A 14,336-nucleotide genomic window follows, 5' to 3' on the forward strand; every position below is an offset into this window, starting at 1 on the left:
GCCCAGTGGCTGACGGTTGAACATAGGGCTAGGCGGATTTTGTCCCGCGTTTTGAGTTGGTGACGCATGACTTTGACCGGTCGCATTCGCCCTTGCGCAAGTTGAGAATTGTTTGCTTCCCAAAGGCGCTGCCAAAGGGCACAAAGGTAAGGATTGGTGGAAGTGGATTTTTTGACAGATGGATAAGGAAAGACAGGTTACTTTTAGCGTCAAATTCAGAAGCTTGACGTTTTACTTTTTGTCCATCGTAATGGTCTTGCCGTTCCTACTTTTTTTGCCGTTTCTGCTAATGCCCATGAGGTATATCACCGCGGTGACCAATACCTACCTTCGGGCTCAGCTTTGGCTTTTACGTGCTATTTGTGGCGTGCGATATGAAGTCAAAGGATTGGCCAACCTACCCGACGCGGGATGTCTGATTGCCTCACAGCACGAGTCATCTTGGGAGACATTGTATTTTCAGGTTTTACTGGATCAGCCTGTCATGTTTGCCAAAAAAGAAGTGTTTAGATATCCGCTGATCGGATTATTGGCGCGCAAAATCGGGCATATCCCAGTTGATCGGACAGGCTCAGCAGATGCAATGAGAAAAGGTTTCCAGGTCGGCCGCAAAGCAGCGCTTTCCGGGCGTAAACTGCTCATCTTTCCAACCGGGACACGCACAAAGCAAAAGGAGACGCCCCTTCAATCCGGTATTGGGGCTTTGTATCAATTGGTCAATCTGTCGGCCGTACCTGTTTTATTGAATTCAGGACAATGCTGGCCTGCGAACAGTCTTTTGAAATTTCCCGGAACCATCACGGTTCGCCTATTGCCGGCAATAGCGCCAGGAATGGATCGCCGGGAATTTCTGGTGCAACTTTCCAAAGACCTTTCAGAACCCACCTGATTGCGTTCAATTAGATCTATTAACGTGGCCGCAAGACATTCTGGATAATGTTGATTTTGGGTGAGTAATAGGTGGTGTGAATGGGTGCGCAAAGCAATGCGGCACCAGTCATCATCAAACGGAAAAAGGTTGTCGCAGGCGACGGACACCACGGTGGGGCGTGGAAAGTGGCTATGGCATTTCCTTTGAAATGAGGGGCGCTTTTGCGCCTGGTTGATCGATCCACCGTTTGGCGGTCATGAGAGTCTTTCTGACAGTTGCTGGCCGGTGGTCCCGGTACAGCGCCACCCTTTCGGATGCTCGATCACCATGTCGTCTGAACTGCTAATGGAAAGCTAAACACCAATCTCCAAATGCAGGAAACTTAAATAAAATTCATGTCACGCCCGTTTTTCCATCTGGCGTTCAGGCCGTGTAACGACAACGGATCTGTTTCCACCACTGTCATAGGTCTCAAGCGAATTCTAGGCTTGCCGCAATGCGTTCATCCGATCAGCAACCTCACGAATTCCCTGCAGTGCGCTGTCGAGCAAAACCTGATTGCGCGAAACCTTGTCACGCAGCGGAGCGAGCGTCTCTGTCTGAGGCCCCTTGAGAGCACTGAGGCGATCCAGAAAAGTCTCTTTTTCGGCCAGGATTGAAGAAATTTCGCCCAAGTCCCCTGCGAGTAAAGCGTGCCGTTCTTTTTCTAAAAGAATGTCCAAAGATTCGAAAAGCGTTCCGGTTTGACTATGGGTCATCAGATGTGTCCTTCAATGCTTGATAGAGAGTTTCAGCAAGGCCAATTCCACCTGCTTTAGCCATTGCGCGGGCTTGTTCCAATCGTAGGAGCGAAGAAAACTGATCTTCTCCGGTGCCGCCGCCAAATCCATCTGGCGATTGTCCCAACCCAGCCCCTTTTAGCATTTCAGACAGAAAATTTGCCTCAAGCTCGATTGCGGCATTACGCAGTTTCATCTCGGTGGGTGTAGTCTGTGGGATTGTTGAAACAGGGGGAATCAATGGAACATCTCCAAATTGAACGAGTTTGCCGTAATTAGACCGTTCAGCGGTAAAGAAGTGGTAACCAACATCATCGAATAGTGGCGTCAGCTGGAGAATAAATCTTCGGAGAAGCCATGACTGCACCAATACCTAGCCGATCCAATTCCACCTTGCTAACCGGAGGAGTAGTTCCGATTCCGAAGGAACGGACGCAAGGAAAAATGCCGTTTGATCTGATTTTTTGGGAGATGAGTGAAAATGGCGATGACGCACAAAATGAAATAATGTCACCGGAACTGAGCAACCCAATGGAAGGCTCAGAAGGTGATGGTTTAAGTGTGCTTCCGGAGAATCGAGACACCCCCAAGGAACCAGCGCTGCCGGCAACAGATCGGCAGAACGATCATGGGAGAGAAGAACAGTTTCAGGATGATAGTGCAGGGGATATTACCGTGTGTCACCCATGCACGGCGACCGAACTGAGTCCTCCAAAACAGGCAAATTTGGGCGAAATGGCCCTTGGCCAAATGGTTCTGGACCTGCACGAAACACATGTTTTCCGGCGACCTTCAAAGATCACTTCCTGGGCCTCACCTTTAGCTCCGCATGTGGTTGATGTGGGTGGAAACACAATTGCCAAACCTGTCGCCAGCGAACTTGAGCATTTTCATACAGGTGCGCCGCATCTGACTATGTCGACGAACACTGCACGCGGGTTGGCTTTGCTTGGGTCACAACCCGGTCACGTCCCCGCGCACGGGGCCGCCAGCGACCAATCAAGACCTCCTCGCTGGGAACAGACCATGTTGTTGACCCACGCCACCTCGGAACACTCGCCGGTCGCGATGCTTTCAGGAATGGGGAAACCTCTCGAGTCTCCTGCACATTTGGCGTTGGCGCAAAATACGGGCGCTGCGACACTCGGTGCTTCGGTTCAACCGCCAGCGCTTGCTCCGGATCCGGAACCAACTCAGCCAATCAGTATTTCGGGATTTGAGGATCGAACAAAAGCTTCTCAGTCGCATGGTACTCTGGGACTACCCAATAAATTGGAGACATCCAGATCTATAGTGGGTGCTGGAATTTCTGCCACAGAACCGAAGAATTCAGAGGCTCGGGATAACTGGCAAGCAGAACATAAAAGGTTTGAAGGTGTGTCGACTTTACGTGCCTCAGTTGAGCCATCCCTGATGCCCAAACATGATATGCCTTCTGAGTACGCTGTGCAGTTTGACAAAGGTGATACGGCCAACACCCCGCTCAGACTGAAAACAGCCCAAGAGGTTGGCTTGGCGGCATTGGGTAACCCCCGGACAATGATGAAAAACAATGAAGGTGCGCTCAATGAAAACGCATCTGTGTTCGCTGTCAGCGGTGTCGGAGCATCTGAGTTGCAAAGTGGGGTTGCACTGGCTGAAAAAACGGGATCCCTGCCTCGATCAGAGGTTTCCCGTGCCGCTGTGCAGCAGGTGATTGACGTGATTTCAAACCGCCCAAGCCAATCGGTTGAAATCACGTTGAGTCCCGAAGAATTGGGCCGGGTCAGATTGGTTTTAACAGGAACCGAAACGCAAATATCAGTCTCTATACAGGCAGAAAGAGCGGAAACTGCCGATCTCATGCGCCGCCATCTGGACTTGCTTGCCGATCAGTACAAGGCCCTCGGTTATAGCAATATCTCTTTTTCTTTTGGGGAGAAGGAGGAGCGTCGTCAAAATCGGGATTCGTCGTCAGAAACACCTCATGTGCAGGATGCTCAAGAGCCCGATCAGCCTACATCAGTAATTGGAAACATATCGGCCAGTGGAGTCGATATTCGAGTCTAAGGAAATCTCATGGAAATCGCAGCCTCCAACCATCAAGTTTCGCAACCCGTTACGTCTCAGGCGTCCAGCACATCGCTGAGTTCAGATTACGAGACTTTTCTCAAAATGCTCACGGTCCAAATGAACAATCAGGACCCCTTAGATCCAGTAGATTCCGCCGATTACGCCGTGCAGTTGGCCACTTTTGCGTCGGTCGAACAGCAGGTGATGACAAATGATTTGCTGACCGCCGTTCAAGCTCAGCTGACAACGATGGGGATTACACAGCTTGCTGGATGGGTTGGGATGGATGCTCAGGCCATGGCGCCAGGTCAATTTGACGGAGAACCTGTAGAAGTCGCAACATATCCCGACAGCCTTGCGGATCAGGTCGAGCTGGTGGTGCATGATGAAAATGGGACGGAAGTATACCGCCAGGCAATTGAAGTCGGGCAGCAAAATATCCAATGGGGTGGCATAGCCAACGACGGCACAGTCCTGCCCGAGGGCCTGTATTCCTTTAGCACCGAAAGCTATGCCGATGGGTTATCTCTTGGAGAGCAACCCGCAGACGTCTATTCAAGGATCATTGAAGCGCGTGCAGCCAATGGCGGAATAGTTTTGGTGCTGGAAGGCGGCGCAATCGTAAACTCCTCGGAGATTGCTGCCCTGCGCAACCCGGCCTGAGGCTTGCTGACATCTGATAAGTGATCTAGCGTCACGCAGTTTTCCGAGAATGGACAGTACGCTGGAACAGACATTTGCAAACCCTCCGACCTTGCTGGTCGATGCGATTGTTGCGAAGTTCGATTGGGCCAAAGGCGCAAGTTGGACGCTCCTGTCCGGAGGGCGGACAAACTTTGCCTGGAAGCTGTCACCTGAATCAGGGGGTGCGGCAGCAGTTGTAAAACTGTATCGCGGTCCTGCTCTTAATCCGTTGTTTCCAAATGATCCGAAATCCGAAGCATTATTATTGAAACTATTGCTGGGAACGGGTTTGGCTCCAAAGCCCCTAGCATCTCTGAGTACCGAAGTCGGAGAGTGCAACGTCTATTCTCATATCCCGGGTGAGACCTGGCGTAGAGATACTTCAATTGTCGGAAAACTAATGCAAGGTTTGCATTGCCTAACTGCTCCAAACGATTTGCAGATTGCGCCCAGTGGAAGCCGGGCGCTGGGTGAAAAAACAGAGTCTATTCTCGTCAAATGCGACGAAAAATCGTCGATTCTGCGCGAGCGACCCAACGAGCATGTCCTCGCTTCACAAAGGCAGTCCTTGCTACATGGAGACATTGTTCCGGGTAATTTGATTTGGAACGAAACCGGGCTTCATTTAATTGATTGGCAGTGTCCATCAATTGGTGACCCTTGTGAAGACATAGCCATTTTTCTGTCTCCAGCGATGCAAAGTCTTTACCGTGGAAGTCCGTTATTAGAGACTGAAATTGCTGATTTCTTTGAGGCTTACGATGATCCGGTAACCGAAACACGCTACCGCAGCTTGGCTCCGTGGTATCATTGGCGCATGGCGGCTTACTGCCTGTGGCAAAGCCAGAATGGCCGGCCGGATTATGCAGAGGCATTGGAGTTGGAAATAGACGCTCTTCAAAGATCCAGAACGCGATAACCCAGATAGGCGGGGTACATAGCCAGACGACGATAACTGCCACCCGGAGTACGGCGCGGTGGTGTTGTGAGGACATCGGGTTGGCGCAGAGTTGATTTGCCGGCAATTTGTTCCGCCAACAGCGCACCGCTATAGCTGCCAAGGGCGACCCCATTACCGTGATAGGCATAGCTGGCAAAAATGCCAGCCGACCCAGGTATCTCACCCACAAATGGTGTCATATCGGGCGCGTAACAAACAAACCCGGACCAGTACCAAGGCGTTTCCACATTTGCCCAGCCCGGAAACATGGTTTCAAAATCCTTACGAATAGACCCCTTGATTGCATGATGTACGCGTCGCGAGGTTGCCAAACCACCGCGCATTCCAAACAGAAATCGACGGTCCGGCATCAGGCGAAAATAATGCAACAGGTTGCGGGTGTCATAGGCCATCTGATCGCTAGTCCACCCCTGAGCCTCCAAATCTTTATCGCTCAGCGGCCGCGTTACGATCACGCTCGACTGGGCTGGGAAATAGCGACCTCGCATCCAGTTTGGAATGTTCTCACTTGAGTATCCATTGGTCGCCATCACGACTTTTCCGGCGCGAACCTTGCCCTGTGGTGTGTGCAGAACAAAGGCACCATCTTCGCCTTCAATACATGTTACGGCCGTGTCGCCAAAGATCCGTGCGCCAGCATTTTCAACCACATCAGCTAGTTGCAAAACGTATTTTTTGGGATTCAAACCAAACCCAATAGGCGTTGTGATACCTCCGTAAAACGCCCCGTTCATTCCGCGCTCTGCCAGGCCATCTTGGCCAAATACATCTGCGTCGACGCCAAACAGTTTTTTGACTTCTCTGGCTTCGTCTTCCAGTCCGCGAAGGTCCTTGGGCCTGTGGGCCAATGAGGTTTCACCGTTTGAATGGATGTCGGCTTGTATGCCGTGGCGGGAAATTAGGTCGGCAACAAGGTCAACCGCATCGCGTTCGGTCAGTTGATAGTCTCGGTAACCGACATCGCCAAAGCGTCGGCGCATCTTGGCACCACTCATCTTTGACCCACCTCGGCAGCAGAAGCCGCCGTTTCGTCCCGAGGCGCCCCAGCCCGGCTGTTTTTCTTCTAGCAACACAACGGAACGACCTGCTTCGGCCAGATGCAATGCCGCTGAAAGGCCTGTGTAGCCACCGCCAATGACCGCCACATCAGCGGCTATGTCTCTTGATAATGCAGCGCGGGGCGCGGCCGAGGCAGTTTCATTCCAGAAACACGTCTCGACCGGCTCCTCGCTATACGCAAACGGATCGCAAATGCGAGTCATCAGGCCTCAACGCGCTCCGCGGCTTGCTCTTCAGCTCTCTGGCGAACTGCCGACCGTTTTGAGATCAGCGATGCTGCAATAACCCCAGTTGCGACAATTGCGATCATGATGGTCGACAAGGCGTTGATCTCTGGGCTGACACCAAGACGCACGGAACTCCAGATTTTCATTGGCAAGGTGGTGGCTGATGGACCCGCGGTAAAGGCCGCGATCACCAGATCATCCAACGACAGGGTAAAGGCCAACAGCCAACCCGAGATCACCGCCGGAGCGATGATTGGCAAGGTGACTAATCGGAATGCCTGAAATGGTGAGCACCCAAGGTCGAGCGCAGCTTCTTCCAGCGATTGGTCAAAGCTGACCAACCGGGAACTGACCACGACCGAAACATAGCACATCGAGAACGTGGTATGCGCCAGAACGATGGTCAGAACGCCGCGATCAAGCCCAATACCGATGAACAGCAGCAAGAGCGACAGACCGGTGATGACTTCGGGCATTACCAGCGGTGCATAGATCATGCCCGAGAACAAAGTTCGCCCATAGAACCGACCTGCGCGTACCAGCACGATAGCCGCCATGGTACCCAAAACCGTAGCAAAGGTTGAACTTGTTACTGCTACTTTGATGGTGACCCAAGCAGCATCCAGAAACGCATCGTTCTGGAGCAGTTCGCCATACCATTTTGTTGAAAAGCCCGCCCAAACCGTCACCAATTTTGAAGAATTGAAGCTGTAGATCACCAGAATGACCATCGGCATATAGAGAAACGCAAACCCGAGTGTTAGTGAGGTTGCATTAAACCAGCTGAAACGTTTCATCCTTCAGCCTCCCTCTGTTTTTGTTCGTTGCGCTGGAACAGGATGATCGGGATCACCAGAATCAACAGCAGGATTACAGCTACCGCAGAGGCTACAGGCCAGTCGCGGTTTGAGAAGAATTCTTCCCACAGGACCTTACCGATCATCAATGTCTTGGACCCGCCCAACAGGGATGGGATCACAAATTCACCCAAGGCCGGAATGAACACCAGGAAGGACCCGGCGATGATACCTTGCTTGGACAGTGGAATTGTCACCAACCAAAAAGCGGTAAAGCGTGAACAACCCAAATCTTCGGCGGCTTCCAGCAGGCTTTCGTCCATCTTTTCCAGCGCCGAATAGATCGGCAGGATCATGAACGGTAGATAAGTGTAAACGATGCCAATGTAGACGGCGATGTTTGTGTTCAGAATGATCAGAGGTTCGGAAATCAGCCCAAACGACATCAGGAACTGGTTCAGATACCCTTCCTGGCTGAGAATACCCATCCACGAATAAACCCGGATCAGAAAGCTGGTCCAAAACGGTAGGATCACCAGCATCAACAGGGTCGCGCGCCACTCGTGCGGGGCACGGGCCATACCATAGGCAATTGGATAGCCGACAAGCAGCGTCAGAATCGTCGACGTTAACGCTATCTTGAAGCTGGAGATATAGGCCTTCCAGTAAAGATCGTCTTCGGTCAGGAAAACATAATTCTCCCAGTCCAATTCGGACAGGAAGCTTTTAAAACCCTGCCAACCAGCAGCAAAGTCCAATGTCGGCGTGTAAGGCGGGATCGCAAGCGCCGTGTCCGACAGAGAGATTTTGAAAACAATAATAAAGGGCACCATAAACAGGGCCAATAGCCACATGTATGGAACCGCGATCAGGAAAAAGCGACGCATGGCTCAGCGCTCCAACAGAACACCAGCGGTGTCCGTAAAGCTGAGCCAGACATCGTCTTCCCAGGTAAAGCTGCGGCGCGACAAGCGACGATTGTTGGCGGTTTGCGCCTTGATGACTTTTCCGCCGGCTAGCTCAACATGGTAGGTTGAGATGTTACCGAGATAAGCGATATCCAGAATCTTACCCTGCAAACAGTTCGCCTTTTCCGGTTTTTCCGCTGTGATTGACACTTTTTCCGGACGGATCGCAAAGTGCACGGTCTGGCCGTTGGAAAACTCGGTGGTCGGAGTCCCGATGATGTCAGGTTGGCCCTCGGCCCAAGTGATCTTGAGCTTGTCACCGTCCTGGCCGGCGGCTTTGCCTTCGATCAGGTTCACGTCGCCAATAAAGTCGGCCACATAGGTTGAGTTTGGCGTTTCATAAATCGCATCTGGCGTGGCGACTTGAATGATTTTGCCGTGATCCATGACGGCGACTCGGCTGGCCACGGTCATGGCTTCTTCTTGGTCGTGCGTCACGATGACAAAGGTCGTGTCGGTTTTTTCCTGAATATCCATCAGCTCGAACTGCGTTTCCTGACGCAGTTTTTTGTCCAACGCACCAAGAGGTTCATCCAGCAGCAACAGCTTTGGGTGCTTCGCCAGCGAACGGGCCAAAGCCACACGTTGACGCTGACCACCGGAAATCTGGTGGGGTTTACGGCGCGCGAACTGCTCGAGCCGTGTGAGGCGCAGCATCTCGTCGACACGTTCGTTAATGTCATGTTTGGACATGCCGTCGCGCTTCAGTCCAAAGGCGATGTTTTCCCAGATCGATAGATGCGGGAACAACGCGTAAGACTGGAACATCATGTTCACGGCACGCTTGTTCGGAGGTACCGGTGCAATGTTCTCGCCCTGAAGAAGGATGGTGCCTTCGGTCGGGGTTTCAAAGCCGGCCAGCATCCGCATCAGTGTGGTCTTGCCACAGCCTGAAGGCCCGAGCAGAGCAAAGAACTCCTTCTCGTAAATGTCGATCGTCAGATCATCGATGGCGGTGAAGTCGCCAAAGCGTTTTGTGACATTTTGAAAATGAATGACAGGTTTGGCTTCGGGATCTTCCCAGGGAGCAGATGCATCAAGCGCCATATCAGGCCTCCGTTAATCGTAAGAAAGGCCCGCGCGCAGAAGCGCACGGGCCTAAATGAGTTTCGGAACTTAGGTGCCCGACTTAATTTTGGTCCACAAACGAGTCACGACACGCTGAATTTTTGTGTCATAAGGTGTTGTAGTATAAAGATTTTCCAGCGTCTTCTCGTCAGGGTAGATCGCCGGGTCACCAATCACGTCTTCGACCAGCATTGGCTGCGACGCCTTGTTGCCGTTGGCGTAATACACATAGTTCGACGCTGCTGCTGCATTGTCTGCATCCATGATGTAGTTCAGGAAGATGTGGGCTGCTTTGGGGTTTGGAGCATCCGCTGGGATGGCCATTTGGTCAAACCACATCAAAGCACCTTCGCTTGGGGCGTTATAGGCAATTTCCACGCCGTTTTCGGCTTCCCATGCGCGGTCACGTGCTTGAAGAATGTCACCCGACCAACCGAAAGCGACGCAAATGTCGCCGTTTGCCAAAGCATTGATGTACTCGGATGAGTGGAATTTCAGAACATATGGGCGAATGGCGGTCAGCACGGCTTCAGCCTTGGCGATCACTTCTTTGTCGTGGCTGTTAGGATCTTCACCCAGATAAGCCAGCGCGGCGGGGATCATTTCTGCTGGAGCGTCCAGGAAGTGAACGCCGCAGTTTGCCAGTTTTTCCATGTTGGCTGGGTTAAAGACCAGCTCAAGCGACCCGATGGGAGCGTCATCACCCAGAGCTTCGGCAACTTTGCCGGTGTTTACGCCAAGGCCCGTAGTGCCCCACATGTAGTTGATCGAGTAAGCGTTCTCAGGGTCGTACTGTTCGGTGCGCGCTTCGATCACGTCCCACATGTTGCCATGGTTCGAAAGCTGAGCAAGATCCAGTTTCTGAAAAGCGCCCGCAGTGATCTGGCGCTGTAGGAACGTTCCCGATGGAACCACAACATCATAGCCAGATCCACCGGCCAACATCTTGGTTTCCAGAACTTCGTTCGAATCAAACACGTCGTAGATAAGCTTGATGCCAGTTTCTTCTTCAAATTTGCTCAGAAGGTCTTCATCGATGTAATCCGACCAATTGTAGACGCGCACTTCTTCGGCGCTGGCCGCCATGGCCGTCAGTGCGGCGGTCATGGTCAGAGTGAGAAAGGTATTTTTCATTGTTTGCTCCCGTTGGATGCTCTGGCACTGTGCCTGAGCGGAATTTTGGTGTCATTAATTTGATCAAGTTTTGGCGATATGGCAACATTGGATTGCATCAGGCAAGAGAAAATGTACAACTGGGTACACATAATGAGGCGCGATTTGCACAAATGACAAGCACTGCCAGGGCTGAACCCGGACCCACGTATGCCGATGAAAACATTCAGCGTATCCCTATTCATCAGCAGGTTTATCAGCAGCTGAGAGAGCTCATTCTTTTTGGAGAGCTGACACCAGGCCAGCCAGTGACAATTCAGGGGTTAGTCAGCGAATTGGGTGCTGGAATGACCCCAGTACGTGAAGCGATTCGCCGTTTGACGTCTGAAGGTGCCTTGGAATTTCAGGGCAACCGCAGAGTCTGTGTTCCAACTCCCGATGCGTCAAGTATTGAAGAGTTGATTGTGGCGCGTCGGGCTTTGGAACCTGAGCTTGCTGCAAGGGCTGCGCGAAACGCAACTGCGCAGGATATTCGTATCCTGAACGAAATTGATCTTCGTCTGGATCAGGCAATTGCGAAGGGGGATGTCGGGACGTATCTGCGTGAAAACTATGCGTTTCATGCAAAACTCTATGAAATGGCAAAGTCTCCAATTCTGACAGAAATTGCTGATGGCTTGTGGTTGCGATTCGGCCCATCCTTGCGGGTGGTTTGCGGGCGAATGGGCACTCAGAACTTGCCGGACCAGCACAAAGAGATGATGGATGCCCTTCGCGCCGGGGATGCCGAAAGAACCGCAAAAGCCATTGAGGACGATGTGGTTCAGGGCATGGAACAAATGCGTCAGGCAATGGAAATGCGGTAATTTTCTAACGCCGAGATTGACACTTGAAAATTTGATCATATTCTAGACGGCAAGCGATTGGCAGACCGCAGGAGTCTGCCCGGAATTCTTGTGAGGACCGCCATGAACATGATTACCAACCACATGCCTACTGCCGAACTTCAGGCACTAGATGCTGCTCACCACATTCATCCTTTTTCGACACAGGATGAAATTGCCAACAAAGGTGTTCGTGTTATCACACGGGCCTCAGGCGTTACTTTGACCGATTCGGAAGGTTGCGAAATTCTGGATGCCATGGCTGGGCTCTGGTGTGTAAACTTGGGATATGGTCGCGACGAACTGGCCGATGTGGCCGCCCGCCAAATGCGCGAACTGCCCTATTACAACACGTTCTTCCAAACCACGCATGTGCCGGCAATTGCATTGGCGGCCAAGCTGGCTGAGCTGGCACCGGGTGATCTGAACCACGTATTTTACGCGGGCTCCGGTTCAGAAGCCAACGACACCAACATGCGCATGGTGCGGACCTATTGGGCGCAAAAAGGCAAGCCCGAGAAAAAGATCATCATCAGCCGCAAGAACGCTTATCACGGTTCGACCATGGCTGGCGCCAGCCTGGGTGGTATGACCCCGATGCACGAACAGGGCGGTCTGCCAATTCCGGATGTGCACCACATCGATCAACCGCATTGGTACGAAGAAGGCGGCGATATGAGCCGTGAAGAGTTTGGCCTGCAGCGTGCGCAGGAACTCGAAAAAGCGATTCTCGAGCTGGGTGAAGACAAAATTGCGGCCTTTATCGGCGAGCCGATCCAAGGTGCAGGTGGCGTTGTCATTCCTCCGTCGACCTATTGGCCGGAAATTCAACGTATCTGCGACAAATACGAAATTCTGTTGATCGCGGATGAAGTGATTTGTGGTTTTGGCCGGACCGGCAACTGGTTTGGGTCGCAAACAATGGGCATCAAGCCGCACATCATGACTATCGCCAAGGGCCTAAGCTCGGGCTATGCGCCGATTGGCGGTTCGATTGTCTGTGACGAAGTGGTCGAAGTCATTGGCGCCTGTGAATTCAACCATGGTTACACCTATTCCGGCCACCCTGTGGCTGCTGCAGTTGCGCTGGAGAATCTGCGTATTCTTGAAGAAGAGGGCATCGTAGACAAAGTTCGCGAAGAAACTGGCCCCTACCTGAAAGAAAAATGGGAAGCTTTGGAAGACCATCCTTTGGTGGGTGAGGCACGTGTTGAAGGCCTAATGGGCACGATCGCTCTGACACCAAACAAAGAAACCCGCGCGCCCTTTGCAGGGGATTCGGGGACTGTTGGGTATATCTGCCGCGAGTTCTGTTTCGCGAACAATCTGGTGATGCGCCATGTGGGTGATCGCATGATTATCTCGCCGCCTTTGGTGATTTCCAAAGCCGAGATCGACACATTGGTCGAGCGCGCAACAATGGCTCTGGACTTGACTTTTGCACGGATCAAAGAAGACGGTTTGTACAAATAACCAGCTTTCTGAAGAAAAAAAGTGACAAACCCACCGTTTTTTGCGGTGGGTTTTTTCATTGTGGCAAGTGGTAATAACCTACATTTTTGCCGTGCTTTTTAATTGATTGTGGCAGGATTTCACGAGAAAGCGTCGTTTTTTGTCCGGGATATGGCGCAGACTTGCCTAGCCTGAATAATAACGCGGTGTTGCACATTCCAACAAAGGTGTGCTTACATCTGCGAATATCAAAAGCGCAGACCAATCTGCCGAAAAAAACCAGGGAGCCTATTTTTGGCTAATTCCGCATCTAGTGACGCGTTCGTCGAGTTCGACCGCGTGCAGAAAAGCTATGACGGCGAGGTGCTTGTCGTCAAAGATCTCAACCTGCAAATGCCCAAGGGCGAATTCCTCACCATGTTGGGGCCGTCCGGATCTGGCAAAACGACCTGCCTGATGATGTTGGCCGGTTTCGAAACCGCTACCCACGGAGAAATCCGGCTGGACGGGCGCGAAATCAACAACATTCCACCGCATAAACGCGGCATCGGTATGGTGTTTCAGAATTACGCATTGTTTCCGCACATGACGATTGGCGAAAACCTCAGCTTTCCTTTGGAAGTGCGGGGTTTGGGCAAATCCGAACGCGAAGCAAAAATCAAGCGAGCGCTTGATATGGTCGAAATGGGTGCCTTTATCAATCGCCGTCCGGCCCAGCTTTCGGGTGGCCAGCAACAGCGTATTGCGTTGTCCCGGGCGTTGGTTTTTGAGCCCGAGTTGGTTCTGATGGACGAACCTCTTGGCGCGCTGGACAAACAGCTGCGCGAAAAGATGCAATTTGAAATCACCCATTTGGCACATAATCTGGGAATCACCACGGTTTACGTGACCCATGACCAGACCGAAGCGCTGACGATGTCAGACCGTGTTGCTGTGTTTGACGATGGTCGAATTCAACAACTCGCCCCACCGGATGAGCTGTATGAGCAGCCACAAAACAGTTTTGTCGCCCAATTCATTGGTGAGAACAACACGCTCGAAGGAGTGGTGAAAGAGATTAAAGGCGGCATTGCCCTCGTCCAGCTGGACGACGGTGAACTGATTGATTGCAAACCGATCAACGTGAGCCAACCCGGTGAACGGACGCGCGTTTCAATTCGCCCTGAGCGAGTTGAATTTAACAAAGATCGCCTGAAAGAAGGCGCTCATACACTCAAAGCCGAAGTTTTGGAATTCATCTACATGGGTGATATTTTCCGGACCCGTCTGCGGGTTGCCGGCAATGATGAGTTCGTCGTCAAAACACGGAACGCGCCGGATCAAGTGCGGCTTAAGCCGGGTACTCAGATCGAAATTGGCTGGCTGCCCGAAGACTGTCGAGCACTCGACGCCTAATTCACGAATTTTGCCGCGCCCATTAT

The 14,336-nt window shown here is 52.1% G+C and carries 14 protein-coding genes and 1 pseudogene; 8 read left to right on the plus strand and 7 right to left on the minus strand.

The features are described from left to right. Positions 1-178 precede the first annotated feature (178 nt). A complete protein-coding gene (locus tag BUC32_RS16250; protein WP_083599367.1) occupies positions 179-889 on the plus strand; it encodes a lysophospholipid acyltransferase family protein in 711 nt (236 codons plus the stop codon). Positions 890-969: 80 nt separating this feature from the next. Next, positions 970-1,068, plus strand: a pseudogene (locus tag BUC32_RS20445) (chemotaxis protein MotB); the annotation flags it as partial. Between the two features lie 285 nt (positions 1,069-1,353). Here the strand turns inward: BUC32_RS20445 and BUC32_RS16255 are convergent. Further along, positions 1,354-1,629, minus strand: a complete 276-nt coding sequence (locus tag BUC32_RS16255) for a hypothetical protein (protein ID WP_083599368.1) — start codon at positions 1,627-1,629, stop codon at positions 1,354-1,356. After that, a complete protein-coding gene (locus BUC32_RS16260; protein WP_083599369.1) occupies positions 1,619-1,846 on the minus strand; it encodes a rod-binding protein in 228 nt (75 codons plus the stop codon). Before BUC32_RS16260 ends, BUC32_RS16255 begins: the two co-directional genes overlap by 11 nt. Positions 1,847-2,094: 248 nt before the next feature. On the opposite strand from BUC32_RS16260, the gene fliK reads away from it, so the two are divergent. Genes fliK through BUC32_RS16275 form a run of 3 tightly spaced genes read left to right on the plus strand, consistent with a single transcriptional unit; the run spans position 2,095 to position 5,305 of the window. Further along, positions 2,095-3,699, plus strand: a complete 1,605-nt coding sequence (gene fliK, locus BUC32_RS16265; RefSeq protein ID WP_073255316.1) for a flagellar hook-length control protein FliK — start codon at positions 2,095-2,097, stop codon at positions 3,697-3,699. Between the two features lie 9 nt (positions 3,700-3,708). Further along, positions 3,709-4,365, plus strand: coding sequence for a flagellar hook capping FlgD N-terminal domain-containing protein (locus tag BUC32_RS16270; RefSeq protein ID WP_073255319.1), 657 nt, complete (start codon positions 3,709-3,711; stop codon positions 4,363-4,365). Positions 4,366-4,414: 49 nt separating this feature from the next. Further along, positions 4,415-5,305 (plus strand): phosphotransferase family protein, encoded by an 891-nt coding sequence (locus BUC32_RS16275; protein WP_083599371.1) that lies wholly within the window; start codon positions 4,415-4,417, stop codon positions 5,303-5,305. Here the strand turns inward: BUC32_RS16275 and BUC32_RS16280 are convergent. The 5 genes from BUC32_RS16280 to BUC32_RS16300 form a co-directional block, all read right to left on the minus strand. Next, positions 5,284-6,609: an NAD(P)/FAD-dependent oxidoreductase gene (locus BUC32_RS16280; protein ID WP_073255321.1), complete on the minus strand. Its 1,326-nt coding sequence runs from the start codon at positions 6,607-6,609 to the stop codon at positions 5,284-5,286. The two genes, BUC32_RS16275 and BUC32_RS16280, sit on opposite strands and share 22 nt — an antisense overlap. Further along, positions 6,609-7,430 (minus strand): ABC transporter permease, encoded by an 822-nt coding sequence (locus tag BUC32_RS16285; protein WP_073255323.1) that lies wholly within the window; start codon positions 7,428-7,430, stop codon positions 6,609-6,611. Before BUC32_RS16285 ends, BUC32_RS16280 begins: the two co-directional genes overlap by 1 nt. Continuing rightward, the gene (locus BUC32_RS16290; protein ID WP_073255325.1) at positions 7,427-8,317 is read right to left on the minus strand and encodes an ABC transporter permease subunit; all 891 of its coding nucleotides are present in this window, start codon (positions 8,315-8,317) and stop codon (positions 7,427-7,429) included. The genes BUC32_RS16285 and BUC32_RS16290 overlap by 4 nt, the downstream gene beginning before the upstream one ends. 3 nt (positions 8,318-8,320) lie before the next feature. Continuing rightward, a complete protein-coding gene (locus tag BUC32_RS16295) occupies positions 8,321-9,445 on the minus strand; it encodes an ABC transporter ATP-binding protein (RefSeq protein ID WP_073255327.1) in 1,125 nt (374 codons plus the stop codon). Between the two features lie 69 nt (positions 9,446-9,514). After that, a complete protein-coding gene (locus BUC32_RS16300; protein WP_073255330.1) occupies positions 9,515-10,600 on the minus strand; it encodes a polyamine ABC transporter substrate-binding protein in 1,086 nt (361 codons plus the stop codon). Positions 10,601-10,752: 152 nt separating this feature from the next. Here BUC32_RS16300 and BUC32_RS16305 point away from each other — a divergent pair, with 152 nt between their 5' ends. The 3 genes from BUC32_RS16305 (at position 10,753) to BUC32_RS16315 (ending at position 14,310) form a co-directional block, all read left to right on the plus strand. Then, positions 10,753-11,445, plus strand: coding sequence for a GntR family transcriptional regulator (locus tag BUC32_RS16305; RefSeq protein WP_073255414.1), 693 nt, complete (start codon positions 10,753-10,755; stop codon positions 11,443-11,445). Between the two features lie 102 nt (positions 11,446-11,547). After that, positions 11,548-12,936 carry an aspartate aminotransferase family protein gene (locus BUC32_RS16310; RefSeq protein WP_073255332.1) on the plus strand — a complete coding sequence of 463 codons (1,389 nt, stop codon included), beginning with the start codon at positions 11,548-11,550 and terminating at the stop codon, positions 12,934-12,936. A gap of 273 nt (positions 12,937-13,209) precedes the next feature. Then, positions 13,210-14,310 carry an ABC transporter ATP-binding protein gene (locus tag BUC32_RS16315; protein WP_073255335.1) on the plus strand — a complete coding sequence of 367 codons (1,101 nt, stop codon included), beginning with the start codon at positions 13,210-13,212 and terminating at the stop codon, positions 14,308-14,310. The last annotated feature ends 26 nt before the right edge of the window (positions 14,311-14,336 follow it).

This window comes from Shimia gijangensis (genome assembly GCF_900142085.1).
Classification (GTDB): Bacteria; Pseudomonadota; Alphaproteobacteria; order Rhodobacterales; family Rhodobacteraceae; genus Shimia; species Shimia gijangensis.

Excerpts from the sequence above, each read along its gene's own strand:
- BUC32_RS16250 (WP_083599367.1), top strand. The coding sequence starts at position 179 with ATGGATAAGGAAAGACAGGTTACTTTTAGCGTCAAATTCAGAAGCTTG.
- BUC32_RS16255 (WP_083599368.1), bottom strand. The coding sequence starts at position 1,629 with ATGACCCATAGTCAAACCGGAACGCTTTTCGAATCTTTGGACATTCTT.
- BUC32_RS16260 (WP_083599369.1), bottom strand. The coding sequence starts at position 1,846 with ATGAAACTGCGTAATGCCGCAATCGAGCTTGAGGCAAATTTTCTGTCT.
- fliK (WP_073255316.1), top strand. The coding sequence starts at position 2,095 with ATGCCGTTTGATCTGATTTTTTGGGAGATGAGTGAAAATGGCGATGAC.
- BUC32_RS16270 (WP_073255319.1), top strand. The coding sequence starts at position 3,709 with ATGGAAATCGCAGCCTCCAACCATCAAGTTTCGCAACCCGTTACGTCT.
- BUC32_RS16275 (WP_083599371.1), top strand. The coding sequence starts at position 4,415 with ATGGACAGTACGCTGGAACAGACATTTGCAAACCCTCCGACCTTGCTG.
- BUC32_RS16280 (WP_073255321.1), bottom strand. The coding sequence starts at position 6,609 with ATGACTCGCATTTGCGATCCGTTTGCGTATAGCGAGGAGCCGGTCGAG.
- BUC32_RS16285 (WP_073255323.1), bottom strand. The coding sequence starts at position 7,430 with ATGAAACGTTTCAGCTGGTTTAATGCAACCTCACTAACACTCGGGTTT.
- BUC32_RS16290 (WP_073255325.1), bottom strand. The coding sequence starts at position 8,317 with ATGCGTCGCTTTTTCCTGATCGCGGTTCCATACATGTGGCTATTGGCC.
- BUC32_RS16295 (WP_073255327.1), bottom strand. The coding sequence starts at position 9,445 with ATGGCGCTTGATGCATCTGCTCCCTGGGAAGATCCCGAAGCCAAACCT.
- BUC32_RS16300 (WP_073255330.1), bottom strand. The coding sequence starts at position 10,600 with ATGAAAAATACCTTTCTCACTCTGACCATGACCGCCGCACTGACGGCC.
- BUC32_RS16305 (WP_073255414.1), top strand. The coding sequence starts at position 10,753 with ATGACAAGCACTGCCAGGGCTGAACCCGGACCCACGTATGCCGATGAA.
- BUC32_RS16310 (WP_073255332.1), top strand. The coding sequence starts at position 11,548 with ATGAACATGATTACCAACCACATGCCTACTGCCGAACTTCAGGCACTA.